18 protein-coding genes and 1 pseudogene are annotated in these 20032 nt (G+C 72.1%); 11 read left to right on the forward strand and 8 right to left on the reverse strand.

The window, feature by feature from the left end; all coding sequences use genetic code 11:
- Positions 1-194: 194 nt before the first annotated feature.
- Both IEY89_RS18305 and IEY89_RS18310 read left to right on the forward strand, forming a co-directional pair.
- Positions 195-1172, forward strand: a complete 978-nt coding sequence (locus IEY89_RS18305; protein ID WP_229695297.1) for a fibronectin type III domain-containing protein — start codon at positions 195-197, stop codon at positions 1170-1172.
- A gap of 206 nt (positions 1173-1378) precedes the next feature.
- Complete coding sequence (locus IEY89_RS18310; protein ID WP_189148496.1) at positions 1379-1915, forward strand: hypothetical protein; 537 nt, start codon at positions 1379-1381, stop codon at positions 1913-1915.
- A gap of 74 nt (positions 1916-1989) precedes the next feature.
- On the opposite strand, the gene IEY89_RS18315 is transcribed toward IEY89_RS18310, so the two are convergent.
- The 3 genes from IEY89_RS18315 to IEY89_RS18325 form a co-directional block, all read right to left on the reverse strand.
- Positions 1990-2793 carry a putative protein N(5)-glutamine methyltransferase gene (locus IEY89_RS18315; RefSeq protein ID WP_189148497.1) on the reverse strand — a complete coding sequence of 268 codons (804 nt, stop codon included), beginning with the start codon at positions 2791-2793 and terminating at the stop codon, positions 1990-1992.
- A 221-nt stretch (positions 2794-3014) separates the two neighbouring features.
- Complete coding sequence (locus IEY89_RS18320) at positions 3015-3737, reverse strand: GNAT family N-acetyltransferase (RefSeq protein ID WP_189148498.1); 723 nt, start codon at positions 3735-3737, stop codon at positions 3015-3017.
- Positions 3734-4657 carry an NADP-dependent oxidoreductase gene (locus IEY89_RS18325; RefSeq protein WP_189148499.1) on the reverse strand — a complete coding sequence of 308 codons (924 nt, stop codon included), beginning with the start codon at positions 4655-4657 and terminating at the stop codon, positions 3734-3736. Before IEY89_RS18325 ends, IEY89_RS18320 begins: the two co-directional genes overlap by 4 nt.
- Positions 4658-4898: 241 nt before the next feature.
- Between IEY89_RS18325 and IEY89_RS18330 the strand changes: the two genes are divergently transcribed.
- The 5 genes from IEY89_RS18330 to IEY89_RS18350 all read left to right on the forward strand — a co-directional run bounded on the left by IEY89_RS18330 (position 4899) and on the right by IEY89_RS18350 (position 9876).
- Complete coding sequence (locus IEY89_RS18330) at positions 4899-5504, forward strand: sulfite oxidase-like oxidoreductase (protein ID WP_189148500.1); 606 nt, start codon at positions 4899-4901, stop codon at positions 5502-5504.
- Positions 5497-6282, forward strand: coding sequence for a ferredoxin reductase (locus IEY89_RS18335; RefSeq protein ID WP_229695298.1), 786 nt, complete (start codon positions 5497-5499; stop codon positions 6280-6282). Before IEY89_RS18330 ends, IEY89_RS18335 begins: the two co-directional genes overlap by 8 nt.
- Before the next feature lie 494 nt (positions 6283-6776).
- Positions 6777-7745, forward strand: coding sequence for an acetylxylan esterase (locus tag IEY89_RS18340; protein ID WP_189148501.1), 969 nt, complete (start codon positions 6777-6779; stop codon positions 7743-7745).
- Between the two features lie 119 nt (positions 7746-7864).
- Positions 7865-9031 carry a serine hydrolase domain-containing protein gene (locus IEY89_RS18345; protein WP_189148502.1) on the forward strand — a complete coding sequence of 389 codons (1167 nt, stop codon included), beginning with the start codon at positions 7865-7867 and terminating at the stop codon, positions 9029-9031.
- Between the two features lie 23 nt (positions 9032-9054).
- A complete protein-coding gene (locus tag IEY89_RS18350; RefSeq protein ID WP_189148503.1) occupies positions 9055-9876 on the forward strand; it encodes an alpha/beta fold hydrolase in 822 nt (273 codons plus the stop codon).
- A 7-nt stretch (positions 9877-9883) separates the two neighbouring features.
- Here IEY89_RS18350 and IEY89_RS18355 read toward each other — a convergent pair whose 3' ends face one another.
- The gene (locus IEY89_RS18355) at positions 9884-10639 is read right to left on the reverse strand and encodes a class I SAM-dependent methyltransferase (protein ID WP_189148504.1); all 756 of its coding nucleotides are present in this window, start codon (positions 10637-10639) and stop codon (positions 9884-9886) included.
- Between the two features lie 76 nt (positions 10640-10715).
- Between IEY89_RS18355 and IEY89_RS18360 the strand changes: the two genes are divergently transcribed.
- The 4 genes and pseudogenes from IEY89_RS18360 to IEY89_RS18375 all read left to right on the forward strand — a co-directional run.
- The gene (locus tag IEY89_RS18360; RefSeq protein ID WP_189148505.1) at positions 10716-11117 is read left to right on the forward strand and encodes a nuclear transport factor 2 family protein; all 402 of its coding nucleotides are present in this window, start codon (positions 10716-10718) and stop codon (positions 11115-11117) included.
- A 27-nt stretch (positions 11118-11144) separates the two neighbouring features.
- Complete coding sequence (locus tag IEY89_RS18365; RefSeq protein WP_189148506.1) at positions 11145-11972, forward strand: class I SAM-dependent methyltransferase; 828 nt, start codon at positions 11145-11147, stop codon at positions 11970-11972.
- A 322-nt stretch (positions 11973-12294) separates the two neighbouring features.
- Positions 12295-13449 carry a transcription termination factor Rho gene (rho, locus tag IEY89_RS18370; RefSeq protein ID WP_189148507.1) on the forward strand — a complete coding sequence of 385 codons (1155 nt, stop codon included), beginning with the start codon at positions 12295-12297 and terminating at the stop codon, positions 13447-13449.
- A gap of 109 nt (positions 13450-13558) precedes the next feature.
- Positions 13559-14383, forward strand: a pseudogene (locus tag IEY89_RS18375) (D-alanyl-D-alanine carboxypeptidase family protein); the annotation flags it as partial.
- An 83-nt stretch (positions 14384-14466) separates the two neighbouring features.
- Here the strand turns inward: IEY89_RS18375 and IEY89_RS40710 are convergent.
- The 4 genes from IEY89_RS40710 to aspA form a co-directional block, all read right to left on the reverse strand.
- A complete protein-coding gene (locus IEY89_RS40710) occupies positions 14467-15861 on the reverse strand; it encodes a glycosyltransferase 87 family protein (RefSeq protein WP_229695299.1) in 1395 nt (464 codons plus the stop codon).
- The gene (gene mptB, locus IEY89_RS18380) at positions 15858-17258 is read right to left on the reverse strand and encodes a polyprenol phosphomannose-dependent alpha 1,6 mannosyltransferase MptB (protein ID WP_189148509.1); all 1401 of its coding nucleotides are present in this window, start codon (positions 17256-17258) and stop codon (positions 15858-15860) included. The genes IEY89_RS40710 and mptB overlap by 4 nt, the downstream gene beginning before the upstream one ends.
- A 225-nt stretch (positions 17259-17483) precedes the next feature.
- The gene (locus IEY89_RS18385; protein ID WP_189148510.1) at positions 17484-18422 is read right to left on the reverse strand and encodes a glutaminase; all 939 of its coding nucleotides are present in this window, start codon (positions 18420-18422) and stop codon (positions 17484-17486) included.
- Positions 18423-18609: 187 nt separating this feature from the next.
- Positions 18610-20013 (reverse strand): aspartate ammonia-lyase, encoded by a 1404-nt coding sequence (aspA, locus tag IEY89_RS18390; RefSeq protein ID WP_189148511.1) that lies wholly within the window; start codon positions 20011-20013, stop codon positions 18610-18612.
- Positions 20014-20032: the final 19 nt, after the last annotated feature.

Raw genomic sequence — 20032 nt, forward strand, 5'->3', positions numbered from 1 at the left:
TCCTGCGACGACAGCGGTTCCGCGCCACTGACATGAACTTCCCTGACAGCTGGGCCAGTTCAGCCTTGACGGTCTTCAGCATACGGCGGCGCGGCAGACACCCGGCAGCCGCACCCCTCTTGATGCGCATGCCTCGCCGGGTCCATATTGGTCCGGACCAATACCGTGCAGGAGGGACGGAGGGGGGAGCAGCTGTGCGACGCGTCGCCCGGTACGGCACGTCCGTCTGCGGGGCACTGCTGCTCACCGTCTCCTGCGCCTGGAGCGGGGACGGGAGCGGCACTGCGAGCCGGCTCCCGCCCGCCCCGGCCGGGGTCACGGCCACCGCGGGCAGCGCGACCAGCGTGCACGTGATGTGGAACCGGACGCCGGAGGGGTCCGAGGTCGCCGCCTACGAGGTGTACCGCGGCACGGTGATGGCGAAGGAGGTGCCCGGCTCGGAGCACATGGTGAACGTCGTCGGCCTTTCTCCGTCCACCCCGTATGTCTTCACCGTGCGGGCCCGGAACGCCGACGGGCGCTCCGGGCCACGCAGTGAGGGCGTCCGCGCGACGACCCCCGCCGCGTCCGCCTCGGACACCACCGCTCCGACCCGCCCTGGTCACACGCGGGGCAGGCCCACCGGGAGCCGGTCGGTCCAGCTGTCCTGGGGCGCGTCGACGGACGACCGGGATGTGGTCTCGTACGACATCCACCAGGGCACGTCGAGAATCCACACCGTCAGCGGGGAACGGACGACGGCCGTGGTCACCGGGCTGCGGCCGAACACCCGCTACACCTTCACCGTCCGCGCCCGCGACGCAGCCGACAACGTCTCCCCCGCCGGCACCCCCCTACGGCTCACCACCGCACCCGGCACCGACGACGGCCGCGCCACCGCCCCCACCGGCTTCCGTACGGCGACCCATCACACGGACGGGGCGTACTACCTCGACCTGTCCTGGATTCCGCCCCGTGCGGACGGGCTGATCACGGAGTACGAGATCCAGCTCGACCGGCGGCCGGCCACGTCCCTCGTGTGGGGCGGGCCCCCTCCGCGCGAGCGGGCGTCGTACAGCTTCTACGTGGGCCGGGACACGGGGGTCACGTACCGGGTGCGGATCAGGGCGCGGCTGCCGGACGGGACGTGGGGCGGGTTCTCGGCGGAGCGGACCCTGGTGACGGCGCCGTAGATGCGACGCGGTCGGGATCTGGCCCGGACCGCCTGACAGCCCATCGGCGGTCCGCCGTACGAACGAATCCGTCACCTGCCCGGTGGCTGTCCGGATGCGGGCCGGGACGGGAGCACTTTGGCTGGCTCCGAGGCAGCACGGGCGATCCCCGACCCTCGGCGGCGCATGGGACGTACCGCCAACCGTGCCGCCGAAGGGCAGTCCACATGCGAACCGTTCCCCTCCTCCTCCGATCCGGCCCGACCGTGGCAGCCGTCGCCGTGCTCGCGCTCGCCCTGACCGCCCCGACGGCTTCGGCGGCCGGGATCTCCGTGAGCACCAGCGGATCCACCGTGTCGGTGACCACCAGCGCGTGCCCCACCAGCAGCGGCAGCGGCTACGGCAGCGCCTCGCTCCTCAACAGCAGCCAACGGTCCTTCGCCGACGGGCGTGTGGTCACGCTCTCGGGGACGAGTACCGGCCAGTCCGCCGTCTGGTCCAACGTCGGCACCGGCACCTACACGGTCACCGTCCGGTGCGCGAACGGCGACACCGCCGGTTCCCAGGCCGTCATCGTCAGCACCGCCTCGACGCCCACCATCTCCGCCACGGCGTCCCCCACCCGGGGTGTCATGGGCGGACTCGGCGGCGCCACCAAGGACTACGGCACCCTCACCTTCGCGGCGGGCGGCGCCCTGGTCGCGTGCGGTGCCGTGGCCACGGTCTGGGCTCTGCGCCGACGTTCGAAGCCCTACCGCCTCTGAGCCGGGACCGCACACGGGCGGTGGCCGTCCACGCGAGCACCCTCGCGCGGACGGCCACCGCCCGTTGCGCGCGTCTAGGACCGGACTCCGGCCACCACATGCGCGTACAACTCGTCGGACACCGCGAGCCGTGTCACCAGACCGGCGGCCTCGAACGCCTCGACCGCCGTTGGTGCCTGGCGTTCACTCGTCTCGACCAGGAGGCAACCGCCCGGGGCCAGCCACTCCGGCGCCCCGGCAACGACCCGGCGCAGCACGTCGAGACCGTCGCCGCCGCCGTCCAGGGCGACCAGGGGTTCGTGGTCGCGCGCTTCCGGCGGCAACAGGCCGACCTCCTCGGTGGGCACGTAGGGCACGTTGGCGGCGAGGATGCCGACCCGGCCGCGCAAGTCGGCGGGCAGGGCGTCGAACAGGTCGCCCTGGTGGGCGTGACCGCCGTACGTGGCGACATTGTGGTGGGCGCAGCGCACGGCCACGGGGTCGATGTCGGCGGCGTGCAGTTCGACTCCGCTGAGTACGGCGGCCAGCGCCGCGCCGACCGCGCCCGAGCCGCAGCACAGGTCCACGACGACGGACGCGTCCGGGGCCTGGGCGAGTGCCTCGGAGACCAGGAACTCGGTGCGTCTGCGCGGCACGAAGACACCGTGCTCGACGGCGATGCGCAGACCGCTGAACTCGGCCCAGCCGAGGACGTGTTCGAGCGGCAGGCCCGAGGCGCGGCGGGTGACCATGGCGGCCAGCTCCTCCGGGCCGGGGGCGGCGGAGAGTATCAACCGTGCCTCGTCCTCGGCGAAGACACAGCCGGCCGCGCGCAGGGCGGCGACGACGGAGACCGGGGAGGAGTCGAACGAAGAAGAGCCTGAAGAACTGGGGGGCATGGAGCCGAGAGCCTTTCGGAAGCCGAAGGGCGCTCTCGCGGTCGCCTAGTGGAGGCGGGCCGTACGACCTTGAGGTGAGAGCACCCGAGCTGACACAGCGGTAATGGGTCTCACCTCCCAGGTGATGTCCGGCCGGGGCGTTCCACAGCCGGACGGAACACTACCCGAACAGACGGGCGCAGGTCCTCTCGACTCCAATCCCTTTTTGCGCGACACCCCGGCTACGGCACTGCCAACTCCCGCTCGTCGCCCAGGCGTTCGGGCACGCGGGCCGCCAGGAACGCGGTCCTGCGGCGCAGCCGGAAGCCGAGGGACTCGTAGAGCCGGATGGCGTTGGTGTTCCCGGCGGCGGTGTGCAGGAACGGGGTCTCGCCGCGGGTGCGGATGCCGTGGGCTACGGCGAGGATCAACCGGGTCGCCAGGCCCTCGCCACGGGCGGCCGGGTCGGTGCAGACCGCGCTGATCTCGGTCCAGCCGGGCGGGTGCAGCCGCTCCCCCGCCATGGCGGCGAGGGCTCCGTCCCGCCGGATGCCCAGATAGGTGCCCATCTCGACGGTGCGCGGCAGGAACGGGCCGGGCTGGGTCCGTTCGACGAGGTCGAGCATCTCGGGCACGTCCGCGGGGCCGAGGCGGACCGCTTCCGGGTCCGGCGCGGCGGCGAGGCCGTCGTCCACGAACTGCACGCCTTCGAGCTCGAACGTGATCTCCCAGCCCGCCGGTATCTGTCCCGCGAAGCCCGCCAGCGGCACTTCGGCGCCCGGGCCCGCGAGGGCGGCGACATCGGCCCAGTCGTCGGCGTCCGGCTCGTGGGGCAGCGCCAGCCACGGCGACACGTCGACGGGGTAGCGCAGCACCCGACCGCGCCGCTCGGCGAAGTGTGCGTGCGGGCCGGTCAGCGCGGCAAGGGCGGGGTTGTCGAGGACGTGGGGCGCACCGCCGCTCATCGGGCGACCTCGATCACGATCTTGCCGCGCGCGTGGCCCTCCTCGACCGTGCGCAGGGCCTCGCCCGCCCGGTCGAGCGGGAAAGTGCGGGTCACGTGCGGGGTCAGGTCACCGCGTACGACGAGGTCCGCGACCGCTTCGAGGACGGCGGCGTTGCGGGCGCGGGCGACCCGGGCACCGCCGAGCCGCTCGGCGACGTCCGCGGGTGCGCCCGCCGTGATCAGCTTCGTGCGGTCGGTCAGCAGGGTCGCGGCCTCGGCGAGCACCTCGCCGCCGACCAGGTCGTAGACGCCGTCGACACCGTCAGGTGCCGCCGCCCGCACTCGTGCGGCCAGGTCGGGACCGGACGGGACGTGCACCGCGCCCAGCGACTCGACGAAGTCCTTCTTGCCGTCGCTCGCGACCCCGACGACCCGCAGTCCCCGGGTGCGGGCGATCTGGAGGATCGCGGCACCGACCCCGCCGCCCGCGCCGGTGACCACCAGGGTCGCGCCCTCCGGCAGGGCGAGCTGGTCGACGCCGTCGTACGCGGTGGCCGCCGCGACCGGCAGGGCCGCCGCGTCCGTGAAGGACAGCGAGGCCGGCTTGGGGGCGGCCACCGTGGCGGGCAGCAGCGCGTACTCGGCGTAGCCACCGGCGACCGGGTTGCCGAAGACCGCGTCCCCGACGGCGAAGCCGGTGACGTCCTCGCCGACCTCCGCGACCACCCCGGAGACCTCGTTGCCGAAGACGGCGGGCAGCTCGCGCGCAGCGCCGCCCGCACGCGCGTAGCCGGTGCGCTGCTTCCAGTCGACGGGGTTCACACCGGCCGCGCGCACCGCCACGAGCAGTTGTCCGGGGCCGGGGCGCGGCCGGTCCACGTCGACGAACGCCTCGGTCTCCGGACCGCCGAACCCTGTGAAGACGTACGCCTTGGGCATCTGCTCCCACTCTCCATAGCCAACAGCCAACAGCCAACGGACCGGCCTGCGCCGATCACCAGAACCCGCACTCCTCGGCAAGGTCGGACGCGAGGGGGCTATTCCCGGGGTCGCGAAGGCCTGGGGAGAGTTCACACGCCCGCAATGATCACGGCGGGCCCGAGGTCAGGGGCAGGCGCGGCGACCCCGTACGGTGGTACGCGTACCGACTGACCAGGCCTGACCGTGAGGCATCCACCCTATGAACGTCACCCGAGGCTTCACCGGACGCCCGCGTGTCCAGAACGCCGGGTTGCCGCCCGGCCAGTACGACGCGGGCGACGACTGGCCCGTCCTGTCCGCCGAGGTCACCCCCGATCTGACGCCCGCGGACTGGTCCTTCCGGATCGACGGCCTGGTGGCCGAGCCGCACACCTGGGACTGGGCCGAGGCCCACGCGCTGCCCACGTCGGCGTACGAGGGTGACATCCACTGTGTGACGAGCTGGTCGAAGTTCGGGGTGCGGTTCGGCGGTGTGTCCCTGGACGCGTTCCTCGACACCGTGCGCCCAGACGCGTCCGCCACCCACGCGGTCGCCTACTCGCACACCGGGTACACCACGAACCTCCCGCTCGCCGACCTGACCGGCGGCCGGGCGTGGATCGCCTGGGAGTACGAGGGCCGGCCGCTCCCCGCCGAGCACGGTGGCCCCGCGCGGCTGCTGGTGCCGCACCTGTACTTCTGGAAGAGCGCCAAGTGGATCGCCGGCCTGCGGCTCCTCGACCACGACGAGCCGGGGTTCTGGGAGCAGAACGGCTATCACGCGCGCGGGAACCCCTGGGAGGAGCAGAGGTACTCCGGTGACTAGGACCACCTCCGACACCACGGCGACCGGCCCCTTCGTGCCCCCGACCCGGTTCGCCGTGCCCGGTCGCATCGCCGTCAGCAACCGGGCGGCGGCCCTCTGGCAGACGGCCACGCTCACCGAGGTCCGGCGGGAGACGCCTCACGCGTCCACCTTCCGGTTCGCGGTGCCCGGCTGGGCGGGTCATCTGCCGGGCCAGCACCTGATGCTGCGGCTGACCGCCGACGACGGTTACACGGCCCAGCGCCACTACTCGATCGCCTCTCCCCCGGACGACGCCGGGCACATCGAACTGACCCTGGACCATGTCGAGGGCGGCGAGGTCTCCGGCTGGTTCCACACACTGGCCAAGCCCGGCGACGAGGTCGAGGTGCGCGGTCCGCTCAGCGGCTTCTTCGCCTGGCCCGGCGACCGGCCCGCGCTGCTGATCGGCGCCGGTTCCGGGGTCGTACCGCTGATGTCGATGGTCCGGCACCACCGAGCGCGCGGCCTGACCGTGCCGCTGCGGCTGCTGGTGTCCGCGCGCGGCCCCGAGGACCTGATCTACGCGCGGGAGTACGGGGCCGAGACCACGCCCGTCTTCACCCGCAGGGCGCCCGAGGGCGTGCCGGTCGGCCGGCTGGCGGCCTCCCAGGTGGCGCCGTTGCTTGCCGCCGAGCAGCCGCCGGGCGGGTGGGAGGCGTACGTGTGCGGTTCCAACGCGTTCGCCGAGCACGCTTCGCGGTTGCTGGTGGCGGCGGGCCAGCCCGTGGACCGGATCCGGATCGAACGCTTCGGCTGAGGACGCTGAGGGACGCTGAGGACACGGCCCGCGGTGGGACGCCGGGCCCCCCGGGGGCCCGGGCGGGGCGTGCGCGTCTCCCGTCGGGTCGGTGTCGCGCGCGGCGACGGACGGGTGGGGATCCTCGGACGAACGCGGGTGACGGCTGACGCCGTCGACGCCACTCCCTGCGCCGCCGGTCGGACGTGGTGGAGACGTGGGCGGTGCTCGTCATCGCCGTGGCGCTGTGCGTCGGCACGCCTCTCGTCGTAGGGTCACGGCCCGACAGCCAGCGTTCAGCGTGCCGAGCGTCATCGCGGTGCCGTGCACGGAACCGGGTGCGGGGTCGCGTACGGATCCCGTCGGCACGGCGCCATCGGCACGGCGTCACCGTGGAGGCGAGCGGTCCTCGTACGGGTCCTGCCCAGGGCTTGAGGCCTGGCGGGGCGGCGGCCCTCCCCCGTACGGTGTGATCATCCGCAAGCGCTTGCCACTACCCGCAAAGGCGGTCCTACATGGCCCGGTTCGACCTCCCCCTGGACGAACTACAGGAGTACCGCAGCGCGTCCGTCGCGCCCGAGGACTTCGACGCCTTCTGGTCGAAGACCCTCCAGGAGACCCGGGAGCACGGTCTGGACGCCCGTTTCGAGCCGGTGGAGACAGGGCTGACCACGGTCGACGTGTACGACGTGACGTTCGCCGGATTCGGCGGTCACCCGGTGAAGGGCTGGCTGCGGCTGCCCGCCGGCGCCTCGGAGCCGCTGCCGGTGGTCGTGGAGTTCATCGGGTACGGCGGTGGGCGCGGCCTGCCGCACGAGGACCTGCTCTGGGCGTCGACCGGCCGCGCCCACTTCGCCATGGACACGCGCGGCCAGGGCAGTGCCTGGGGCGGCGGTGGCGGTACGGCGGACCCGGTGGGCAACGCGCCCTCGTACCCCGGATTCATGACCCGTGGCATCGACACCCCCGAGAACTACTACTACCGGCGGGTGTACACGGACGCGGTGCGCGCGGTGGAGGCGGCCCGCTCGCATCCGCTGGTCGACCCGGCGCGCACGGTGGCCGTCGGTTCCAGTCAGGGCGGCGGGATCACCCTCGCGGTCGGCGGACTGGTCCCCGACCTGGTCGCCATCGCACCGGACGTGCCGTTCCTGTGCGACTTCCCGCGCGCGGCCACCCTCACGGACCGCAACCCCTACCGCGAGATCGGCAACTACCTCAAGACCCACCGGGGCCGCACCACCGACGCGCTGGACACGCTCTCCTACTTCGACGGCGTGCACTTCGCGGCCCGCGGCCGGGCCCCGGCGCTCTTCTCGACGGCCCTTGAGGACCAGACGTGCCCGCCGTCCACGGTCTTCGCGGCCTTCAACGCCTGGGCGCACGACGACAAGAAGATCGAGGTCTACGACTTCAACGACCATGAGGGCGGGGGCCCGTTCCAGGAGGCGACGAAGCTGGGCTGGCTGCGCTCGTACGCATGACGGCCGGTACGCGGAACTGGCCGATTCCGACACCTTCCGCGCGATCCGACCAGTCGGTATGTTCACGGTGCCGGGCCACAGCGTCGTGACCCGGTGTCCCGGCGGACCACGGAGGGCCCATGTCCGAGCACGTGCCACACGTTCACGGCGACTGCGACGCACGCTTCTCGGCGGTGCGCACGGCGTTCGAGGAGAACTTCCGCGACCGCCAGGAGCTGGGCGCGGCGGTGAGCGTCACGGTCGGCGGCGAGACGGTGGTCGACCTGTGGGGCGGCTGGGCCGACGCGGGGCGCACGCGCGTGTGGGAGCGCGACACGCTCGTGAACGTGTGGTCGACGTCGAAGGGCCCGGTGGCACTGTGCGCGCACATCCTCGCCGACCGGGGCCTGCTCGACCTCGACGCCCCGGTGGCCTCGTACTGGCCGGAGTTCGCGGCGGCCGGCAAGGAGGGCGTGCTCGTCCGGCATCTGCTGTCGCACCGGTCGGGACTGTCCGGCCTGCGGGAACCGCATGCGCTCGCCGACCTCTACGACTGGGAGTTGACGACCTGCCGGCTGGCGGCGACGGAGCCCTGGTGGGAGCCGGGGACTCGGTCCGGCTATCACGCGCTGACGTACGGCTTCCTGGTCGGTGAGGTGGTCCGCCGGGTGTCGGGGCTGCTGCCGGGCGCCTTCCTGGAGCGGGAGGTGACCGGACCGCTGGGCATCGATTTCACCATCGGGCTGCCGGAGAAGGAGGCCGGGCGGGCCGCCGAGCTGGTGCAGCCACCGGCCGCCCCGACCAGCGAACAGGCCGCGATCTACGCCCAGTTGACACCCACGGCGATCGCCGCCCTGGCCAACCCCCTCATGGGCCCCGCGGAGGCGAACAGCCCCGAGTGGCGGGCCGCCGAGATACCGGCGGCCAACGGCCACGGCACGGCACGCGCGATCGCCGCGCTGTACGGCGTCTTCGCCGGCCAGGGCTCGTACGGCGGACAGCGCGTCCTCTCCACCGAGGCAGCCGAACGGGTGCGCGAGGGACAGGGTCGCTGCCGGGACCTGGTGCTGGGCGCCGGTTTCGACCACGAGACGGAGATCGGGCTCGGGCTGTGGCTGAGCGGCCCGAACGGCTCGTACGGGCCCAACCCGAAGGCGTACGGCCATGACGGGTTCGGCGGCTCCTGCGGACTGGCCGACCCCGAGGGCGGCGCGTCCATGGGGTATGTCATGAACCGCATGGGCCCACACATCGCCGACGACCCACGGAAAATGGCGCTGATCGACGCCTTGTACAGCGCACTCTGAACACAACGTCCAGAAAGGCACACATGAGCACGTTCACCACCTCCGACGGCACCGAGATCTTCTTCAAGGACTGGGGTACGGGACAGCCGGTGGTGTTCAGCCACGGCTGGCCGCTGAACGCGGACACGTGGGACGGCCAGTCCCGTCTGGTCGCCGAGGACGGCTTCCGGGCCATCGCGCACGACCGGCGCGGGCACGGCCGTTCCGCGCAGCCGTGGCAGGGCAACCACATGGACCAGTACGCCGACGACCTGGCCGAACTGATCGAGTCGCTCGACCTCGACAACGTCATCCTCGTCGGCCACTCGACCGGCGGCGGCGAGGTGACCCGCTACATCGGCCGGCACGGGACGGGACGCGTCGCCAAGGTCGTACTGCTGGGTGCGGTGCCGCCGCTGATGCTGAAGACCGACGCCAACCCCGAGGGCACTCCCGTCGAGGCCTTCGACGGTATCCGGGCGGGCGTGGAGGCGGACCGTTCGCAGTTCTACTGGGACCTCAGCGAGGCCTTCTTCGGTTTCAACAGGCCGGACGCGACCCCGTCCGAGGGCATGCGCCGCGCGTTCTGGCTGTGGAGCATGCAGGTCGGGCTCAAGGCCGCCTACGACTGCGTCAAGCAGTTCTCGGAGTCCGACTTCACCGAGGACCTGGGCCGCATCGACGTACCGACGCTGATCGCGCACGGAGCCGACGACCAGATCGTGCCGATCGCCGCGTCGGCGGAGAAGACGGCGCAACTCGTCAAGGACTCGATCTTGAAGGTCTACCCGGGCGCCCCGCACGGCCTGGTGGGCGACTTCGAGAAGGCGTTCAACGCGGACCTGCTGGAGTTCATCAAGAGCTGACGGGTCGTCACCCGACGGGTGTCCGCGTCGCCACCACCATCCGGCAGCGCGGACTGCCGTCCGGCCTGCACCCGAACTCGGGCAGGGCCCGGGTCTCCACGTCGAAGCCGACGTGCGTCAACTCCCGTCGCACGTCGGCCAGTCGGAAGGACCGGTAGTACATGACGAACGGCGGCTTCCACACGGCGTTGCGCACCCTCATCACCGCGTCGAAGCCGAGCAGCGCCCAGTAGGCGGGCGTTCCCGGGCGGGCCGGGGCCGCGACGGGGAACGCGAAGCGACCGCCCGGCCGCAGTACGGAGTGGACCTGGGCGAACAGCCCCGGCAACTCGCCCGGCAGGAAATGGCCGAACGCCCCGAAGCTGACGACCAGATCGAAGGCGGGGGCGGACGCCGGGGCGAAGGGCAGGGCTCGCGCGTCGCCGCGTACCAGGGCGACGCGCGGTCCGCCGGGGCGCTCGTCCGCCCCCGCCCGCCGCCAGGCCACCTCCAGCATGCCCGTGCTGATGTCGATCCCGGTGACACTCCCTCGGCACACCTCCTCCAGCACCGCCAGACCGGCGCCGGTGCCGCAGCACAGGTCGAGACCGTCACCGAAGGGCCCGAGCGTGCCGAGCGCCGACGCCACCGCGTCGAGGATCGTGTCCGGCGTACGGAACGGGGTGTGGTCGAACTTCGGTGCGAGCAGGTCGTAGCCGTGCTCGACGGACGACAGCGCCTGCACGGCGAGTTCACGGAGGGTAGGACCTTCGGGGCTGAACATCGGCCCAGCTTAGGGCGCGTGGGCGGGTCGGCACCTGGGACGCCGGCTCGGGCGGTTCACCCCTTAGGGTGAGCGGATGCGTGCGTTTCGTGAGGCAGTGGAGGCCGGGGATCTCGACGCCGTCGAGATACTGCTGGCGGAGAACGTCGTGTTCACCAGCCCGGTCGCGTTCCGGCCGTACCCCGGCAAGGCGATCACCGCGGCGATCCTGCGCGGTGTGTCCCGGGTCTTCGAGGACTTCCGGTACGAGCGGGAGATCGGCGCGCCCGACAGCCGCGACCACGCGCTGGTGTTCACGGCGCGGGTCGGCGAGCGCGAGATTCAGGGCTGCGACTTCCTGCACGTCGACGAGGACGGTCTGATCGACGAGCTGACGGTCATGGTCCGTCCACTGTCGGCCGCGCAGGCGCTGTCGGCGGCCATGGGCGCCCAGTTCGAGCGGATCGCGCAGGAGGCACAGGCCGCGGGGTCCGCCTGAGCGGGCGCGTTTTGGTTGGATGACCCCATGACCACCGACGAGCACGCGCGGATGATGCGGGCCAACGAGGCCAACTGGGACGCCCGAACCCCCGTCCATCTCGCCAGCCGTTTCTACGGGCTGTCCGAGAACCTCGACCCGTCGCGCTGGTTCGCCTCCTGGGAGTGGGAGGACCTCGGCGAACTGACCGACCGCGATGTGCTTCACCTCCAGTGCCACCTCGGCACGGAGACCCTGGCCTTCGCCCAGCGCGGGGCGCGGGCCGTCGGCCTCGACATTTCCGAGGCGTCCGTTACGGCCGCGCGCGACATCGCGGCGAAGGCCGGCCTCGACGTGACGTACGTACGGGCGAACGTGTACGACGCCGTGGAGGCCCTGGAGCAACGGCGGTTCGACGTCGTGTACACCGGCAAGGGCGCCCTGTGCTATCTGCCCGACCTGGAGCGCTGGGCGGAGACGATCGCCCAACTCCTGCTTCCCGGCGGCCTGTTGTTCGTCGTTGAGTTCCATCCACTGCTCAACTCGCTGGGCCCGAAGCCCGCTCCGGGCGACACCGGTGAACTCCTGCTGCGGCACGACTACTTGGGCACGCGGGGTGCCGTGCACCGTGATGCGACGTTCACGTACACCGACGGCCCGGCCGTGGCGGGGGCCACCGAGAGCTTCGAGTGGATGCACGGAATGGACGAGGCCGTCAACGCGTTGATCGGGGCGGGACTGACCATCCGGCGGTTGCGCGAGAGCGATGAACTGCCCTGGCCACGCTGGCCCCGTATGGAACGTACGGAGTCGGGCTGGTGGCGGTTGCCCGAGCCGCGCGTCCCGCTCCTGTACGGGCTCCTCGCGAGCCGCTGAACCCCAACCCCCAGCCGCAACTCACAGCCACACCCGCAGCACCGTGTGGTACGGTACTGCCGAGCACTTGTGTACGCCCCGTTCCGGGCGCCGGTGCAGTTCCTCCTCAGTTCGCCGAACTGCCCGTCGGATTCCGATCGGCACATCGGCTCTCCCAGTGCCACCTCCCCAGCTGCGACGTAGTTCTGTCGTACCCGAGGTGTTGCTGTCTCCCGCCGCCCGTAGCGCGCCCGGCGCGCTCAGTTCTCGCGGCCTCCCCTTCCTCCTTCTTCCGCGTGCCTCATGCGGCATGCGTCTCCGTCCTCGAAAGGACTCCCCGACCATGACCACCACACTCGAACATCGCCCTGGACAGAACACGGAACAACTGCCCCCGGCCCGGATCGCGACCGGTGTCCTCGACATCGACGGCAACGGGAAGGGGCACCTGCGGGCCGCCGACAGCTGCCTGCCCGCACCCACCGACCTTCAGGTCTCCCCGGCCCTGATCCGCCGCCACGGCCTGCGCAAGGGCGACCTCGTCGCCGGCGCCCAAGGCACCCAGCGCGCTCTCACCGAGGTCGGGCTGGTCAACGGCCGTACGCCCGAAGAGCTGCGCGACCGTCGTCACTTCCGCGACCTCACCCCGCTGCACCCGCGCGACCGGCTCCGTCTGGAACATCCGGCGGCCGGACTCACCGGACGCGTCACCGACCTGATCGCACCCGTCGGCAAGGGCCAGCGCGGGCTGATCGTGGCACCGCCCAAGACCGGCAAGACCGTGCTGCTCCAGCAGATCGCGGCGGCCGTCGCCGGCAACCACCCCGAATGCCGCCTGATGGTGGTGCTGCTCGACGAGCGGCCCGAAGAGGTCACCGACATGCGGCGCTCCGTGCGCGGAGAGGTGTACGCCTCGACCTTCGACAAGGCACCAAAGCAGCACATCGCGCTCGCCGAACTCGCCATCGAGCGGGCCAAGCGGCTCGTCGAGACGGGCGAGGACGTCGTCATCCTCCTGGACTCCCTCACCCGGCTGTGCAGGGCCCACAACAACGCGGCGGCCTCCGGTGGCCGCACCCTCAGCGGCGGGGTCGACGCCGCCGCGCTGCTCGGGCCGAAGCGGCTCTTCGGCTCCGCACGCCTGGCCGAGGAGGGCGGTTCGCTCACGATCCTCGCCACCGCCCTGGTGGAGACCGGCTCCCGCGCCGACGACTTCTTCTTCGAGGAGCTGAAGGGCACGGGCAACATGGAGCTGCGGCTGAGCCGCGAGCTCGCCTCCCGGCGCGTCTACCCGGCCGTCGACATCAATCCGTCCGGCACCCGCCGAGAGGAACTCCTGCTGAACCCGGCCGAGTTGACGACCGTTCAAGGGCTGCGGCGGGTCCTGCAGACGCGGGACGGCCAGGCGAGCCTGGAAACCCTCCTGGAGCGGCTTCGCAGCACTCCCGACAACGCGGCCTTCATGCGGCGGATCCAGCCGACACTGCCGGCCGAGTAGCCACACCTTTGGGTGCCCATGTGCTCCCGGGTGTGGCATCCGGGTGTTCGGGCCCGCTTCTCGGCCCCGGCAGCGCAGCGATCGGCACGTCCATTCTTACGTTTGCGGTATGACCATCAGATTCCCTTCCCGGATCGCCGCCTCCTGCTGTGCGCTGTGCGTGACGGGCGTGCTGGCGCTCACGCCCGCCCCGGCGTCCGCCCGCACCGGTGCCGACCCGGTCACACCGACGACGGCGGACGCGCGGCTGCTGTACCGCTCCGGTACCCAGGCCCGGCTCCGCCCCGGCGCACCCCGCCTCCCCCGGGACGTGTCCGCGCTGTCGTGGCTGGTGGCCGACGCCGCCACCGGTGAGGTGCTCGCCGCGCACAACGCGCACCGCAAACTGCCCCCGGCCAGCACCCTCAAGACGCTCTTCGCCCTCACCGTGCTGCCCAAGCTGCCCGCGGGCCTGCGGCACAAGGTCACCGAGGCCGAGTTGGCGGGCATCGGGGCCGGCAGCAGTCTCGTCGGAGTCGCGGCCGGTCGTACGTACCGTGTCTCCGACCTGTGGCGGGGGGTGTTCCTCAACTCCGGGAACGACGCCGTGCACGTCCTGGCCGCCATGAGCGGGGGCTGGCGCGACACCGCCGTCCGGATGCAGGCCAAGGCCCGCTCCCTGGGCGCCCGCGACACCCATGTGCGCTCGCCCGACGGCTACGACGCGTCGGGGCAGGTGTCGTCGGCGTACGACCTCGCGGTGTTCGGACGGGCCGGGCTGCACAACGAGGACTTCGCCGACTACTGCGGCACGGCCCGGGCGAAGTTCCCCGGCGGGGACGGCTGGTCGTACGAGATCCAGAACACCAACCGGCTGCTGACCGGCGCCAACGGCGTCGCCCGCTACCGGGGGGTGATCGGCGTCAAGAACGGCTACACCAGCAATGCGGGCAACACGCTGGTCGCCGCCGCGCGCCGGGGCGGGCGCACCCTGGTCGTCACGGTGATGAACCCTCAGGAGGGCGGCGGACACGCCGTCTACGAGGAGGCCCGCTCGCTGCTCGACTGGGGCTTCGGGGCCGCCGGACGCGTCGATCCCGTCGGCTCGCTGGTCGCCGCGCGGCCCGTACCGCAGGCGGGCCCGGAAGCACCGGCGTCGGGGGCGGTGCCGGTCCCGGTGGCCGCCACCGTGGCGTCCGACGCCGGGCCGGGCTGGCCGGAGACCTGGACGATCCTCGGAGCGGCCGTGCTCGGCGCCGGCGCGGTGTCGCTGGCGTTGCGGATCGTGAGCGCGAAACGGGTCTGACCGGCAGCGTCCACCGGCAGCCACAGCAGCAGTCCGAGTGTGACCCAGACGTACGCGCTGCCGCCGACGAAGCCGTCCACGCCGGACGCGTCGTCGAACCACAGCCACACCACGCTCGTACACAGCACCGCGTACAGAGCGCCCGCCACGCGCGTGTGCCCGGTGCGCAGCAGGAGAGCGAACGACGGCAGCAGCCAGACGAGATGGTGCACCCAGGTGATCGGGCTGACCAGACACGCGGTCAGCCCGGTGAGCGCGAACGCGGCCCACCAGTCCCCCACGGCGACGGCCCGGCGAGCCCGCCACGCCCAGACCCCGAGGACGACCAGGACCAGCACCAGCCACACGGCACGGCTGGGCTCGCCCGGCTCGGCCAGCCGCGCCAGTACGCCCTGGAGCGACTGGTTGGAGACGTACGCCGTCTTCCCGATGCGCTGGGTGTCCCACAGCGCCTCGCTCCAGTAGAAACGTGAGGCCTCCGGCGCGACCCACACCGCGAGCGCGGTGGCGGCACCGGCGACAGCCGTCGCGAGCCCGGCTGCCCGTCGCCGCCCGGCGAGCAGCAGCAGGCCGATGAACAGGGCGGGGGTCAGCTTGATGGCGGCGGCAAGCCCGATCCCGATGCCCGCCCAGCGGGTCCGGCCGGTCGTCAGCAGCCAGGCGTCGGTGAGGACGAGGGCCAGCAGTACGAGGTTCACCTGGCCGAAGCTGACGGTGTCGCGGACGGGTTCGAACAGCGCCAGCACACAGGCGGACAGGGCCCAGCCGTACCAGCCGTACCGGCACAGCACGGGTCCGGCGGTCATCCACACCACCGCGCCGAGCGCCGCCAGGTTGAGGAGCAGCGCGGCGGTGATCGCGGCGTGCAGCCCGAGGAGGGCCATCGGCAGCATGCTGACGGCCGCGAACGGCGGATAGGTGAAGCCGTACGTCGTGCCGGGCACCCGGTAGTCGTAGATCCGGCCGCCGTGGTGGACCCAGGTGTCGACGGTTCCGTAGTAGACGCGCAGGTCGAACCAGCCCCGCAGCAGAGGCACGGTCGCGGTGAACACGGTCACCGTGAGGGCGAGGGCGAGCACCAGGATCAGCCGTTCCCGGTCGGTGCGGGGCAGTCTCACAGGGCTCATACCGTGCTCTCCCGCAGGGGTGTCCGGGCCGCCTGGTAGGCCTGCCAGAGGACGACGACGGCCAGCGCGCCGCCGGAGACGGCCAGGACCAGTTCCTCGGTCCCGGCGGGCGCGCCGCTCGGCAGGGCCAGGAGCGCGACGACCCCGGTGACGGCGGCGAGGCGGTGGCGTACGGACGCGCTGGGCGCCGCGGCGGCGATGAGGAACAGGGCCCACAGGGCGTACCAGGGCCGGATCGCCGGGCCGAGGACGACCACGACGGCCAGGCTGAGACCGAGTGCGTAGACCGGGCTGAGGCGTGGGCGGCGCAGCCATATGAAGGCGATGGCGAGGACGGTGACGGCGATGCCGAGCAGATGCCAGGCAGGGACGGCGAGCGGTGCCAGATCGCTGCCGACCTTCGTGAGCGCGGCGGCCGTCGCGCGGCCGAGAAGGCTGGTGAGGGCCCAGTTCTGGGGGGACACCGGGGTTCTCAGGGCGCCTATCCAGCCGTAGCCGGTGCCGGCCAGCGCGGTGACGCCGACGGTGGTGGCGACGGCCGCGCCCGCGGTCGTCAGTACCGCCCGCACCGGGCTGCGGCCCGCGCGGATCTGGAGGGCCACGACCGCGGCGAGGCCGAGGACGGCGGGCGCCTTGACGAGGGCGGCGAGCGTGACCAGTACGGCGCCGAGGACCGGCCACCGGCCCAGCGCCGCCACCAGGCCGACGCCGAGCAGCCCGAGCATGATCGCGTCGTTGTGGGCGCCCGCCACCAGGTGCAGCAGGACCAGCGGGTTGAGGGCGCCGAGCCACAGCGCGGCGGCCGGGTCGGCACCGCTGTGCCGGGCGAGGCGGGGCAGGGCCGCCGCCATCAGGGCCACGCCGAGCAGCGCCACCAGCCGCAGGCCGAACAGGCCGGCGGGGATCTCACCCCGGGTCAGTCCGGAGAGTCCGGACGCGACGGCGAGGAACACGGGGCCGTACGGGGCGCCGGTCTGCTGCCACACGGGGGCGACCTCGGCGGCGAGCGGGCCGCCGAGCAGGGCGGGGCCGTGCGCGTACACGTCCATGTGCGCGTCGACCATCGCACCCTGGGCGAGGTAGCTGTAGACGTCGCGGCTGAAAAGGGGTGGGGCGAGGAGGAGCGGGGCTGCCCAGACGACGAGGACGAGCATCAGGGAGCGTACGGTGGGCGGCTCCGGGCCCCGGACCAGTCTGCCGAGCAGGGCCCAGGCCGCTATCAGCAGCACGACGCCGAAGTAGACGCCGACCAGGCCCAGCGCGGCGCGGCCGGTGGAGGGGGCGATGAGTTCCCGTACGGGGAGGGCTCCGGCGGTCTCGCCTCCCAGCGCGAGACATACGGTGCCGATCAGGCCTATGGCCTGGCAGCGGGGGAGGGTTGTCGGGGGAGCCTTCACTTGTGCAGCCTGACAAGGGTTGGTGGACGCGGGGCTACGGGGCGCCTTCCGGGCGGGGGCCTACGCGTTACCGGTGAGTGGTCGGTGGGGTCGCCTTGTCGGCTGCCCGCCGGTGGGGGCTTGTCGCGCCCACGCGGCGGAGCCGCACAATGTCACAGCCCCGCGCCCCTATAAGGGCGCCCCCCACGCACAGGACGTTGAGAAGGTCGTCAGAACACTCGAAGATCAGAAGACCGACACTCCCGTCAGTGTCGTGAAGCGGTCCAGGGCCGCCACCCCCGCCACCGAGTTGCCGCGCTCGTCGAGCCCAGGGCTCCAGACGCACAGGGTGCAGCGGCCCGGGACTATCGCGATGATGCCGCCGCCCACTCCGCTCTTGCCGGGGAGGCCCACGCGGTAGGCGAAGTCGCCCGCCGCGTCGTAGGTGCCGCAGGTCAGCATGATGGCGTTGATCTGTTTGGACTGGCTGCGGGTCAGGAGGCGGGTGCCGTCGGCCCGGACGCCGTGGCGGGCCAGGAAGGCCGAAGCGAGGGCGAGGTCGGCGCAGGACGCCTCGACCGAGCACTGGCGGAAGTACTGCTCCAGCAGGTCCGGAACCGGGTTGTCGATGTTGCCGTACGAGGCCATGAAGTGGGCGAGCGCGGCGTTGCGGTGGCCGCGTCCGGCCTCGGAGGCGGCCACCTCCTTGTCGAAGGTGAGCCCGGGATTGCCGGACTCCGTGCGCAGCAAGTCGAGGAGCGCTCCGGCCGCGTCCCCGGTACGGGTGTGCAGGCGGTCGGTGACGACGAGCGCGCCCGCGTTGATGAACGGGTTGCGCGGGATGCCGTTCTCGTACTCCAGCTGGATCAGGGAGTTGAAGGGATTGCCGGAGGGTTCGCGGCCGACGTGCTCCCAGAGTTCGTCACCCTCGCGGGCCAGGTCGAGGGCGAGGGTGAAGACCTTGGTGACGGACTGCGCGGAGAACGGCTCCCGCCACTCCCCCACCCCGTACACCGTGCCGTCCAGTTCGGCGACGGCCATGCCGAAGCTGCGCGGGTCGCGGGCGGCGAGCGCCGGGATGTAGTCGGCGGGACGCCCGCGACCGGGTGTGCGTTCGATCTCCTCGGCGATGCGTTCCAGGACCGGCAGGAAGGTCGGGGGCGAGGGCGACGGAGCTGGATCCATGATCGTCATTGTCCCTCCGGAGACCGGTCTTGGCGCGCGTTCGTGTGTCCGAGCGATCCTGGTGAAATCGGGTGCGCGACAGTGCCCCGACAGGGGCGCGGGGCTGTGTCAACAATGCGGCTCCGGCGCGCGGACGCGGCCAGCCCCCACCGGCCCGCGGCAAAGAACCCGCCGATTCAGCGGAGCGCTACGCGCCGTTGCCCGCCAGGATCTCGGGGCGCAGCAGGTCGGCGAGTCGTTCGGCGGGCAACAGTCCCTTCTCCAGGACGAGTTCGGCGACGCCCCGGCCGCTGACAAGGGCCTCCTTGGCGATGTCGGTGGCGGCCGTGTACCCGATGTACGGGTTGAGGGCCGTGACCAGGCCTATGGAGTTCTCCACACTCGCGCGCAGGGCCTCGGTGTTGGCGGTGATGCCGTCGACGCAGCGCTCGGCGAGCGTGAGGCAGGCGGCGCGCAGGTGGGTGATGGACTCCGAGAGGGAGTGCAGGATGATCGGCTCGAAGGCGTTGAGCTGGAGCTGTCCGGCCTCGGCGGCCATGGTGATGGTGACGTCGTTGCCGATCACCTCGAAGGCGACCTGGTTGACGACCTCGGGGATCACCGGGTTCACCTTGCCGGGCATGATCGACGAACCCGCCTGCACCGGCGGCAGGTTGATCTCGCCGAGCCCGGCGCGCGGCCCGGAGGACAGCAGGCGCAGGTCGTTGCAGCTCTTGGAGAGCTTGACGGCGACCCGCTTGAGTACGCCGGACATCTGGACGAACGCCCCGCAGTCCTGGGTCGCTTCGACCAGGTTGGCGGCCGTGACGAGCGGCAGTCCGGTGATCGCGGAGAGATGGCGGCGGGCCGACTCGGCGTATCCGGCGGGGGCGTTGAGACCCGTACCGATCGCGGTGGCGCCGAGGTTGATCTCGTGGATCAGCTCGACCGCCTCCGCGAGGCGGCTGCGGTCCTCCTCGATCATCACGGCGTACGCCGAGAACTCCTGCCCGAGCGTCATCGGTACCGCGTCCTGGAGCTGCGTACGCCCCATCTTCAGGACGTCGTGGAACTCGACCGCCTTACGGGCGAAGGCGTCCTGCAGCACGGTCATCGCCTTGAGCAGTTCCCGCACCGCGAAGACGGTCGCGACCTTGACGGCGGTCGGGTAGACGTCGTTGGTGGACTGGCCGAGGTTGACGTCCTCGTTGGGGTGCAGGTGCTGGTACTGGCCCTTCTCGTGGCCCAGCAGCTCCAACGCCCGGTTCGCCACCACCTCGTTGGCGTTCATGTTCGTCGAGGTGCCCGCCCCGCCCTGCACGACGTCCACCACGAACTGGTCGTGCAGCCTGCCGCCCCGGATCTCCCGGCACGCCTCGACGATCGCGGCGGCCTTCTTCGGCTCCAGCAGCCCGAGTTCCTCGTTGGCGAGGGCGGCGGCCTCCTTGACGGCGGCGAGGGCGTCGATGAGGTGCGGGTAGGCGGAGATGGTCATGCCGGTGATGGGGAAGTTCTCCGTGGCACGCAGGGTGTGGACACCCCAGTACGCCTCGGCGGGAACATCACGGTCGCCGAGCAGGTCGTGTTCGCTGCGAGTGGCTGCGCCGGTCATGACTGGGTGGGCCTGCTTT

This window comes from Streptomyces lacrimifluminis, assembly GCF_014646095.1.
In the GTDB taxonomy this organism is placed as follows: domain Bacteria; phylum Actinomycetota; class Actinomycetes; order Streptomycetales; family Streptomycetaceae; genus Streptomyces; species Streptomyces lacrimifluminis.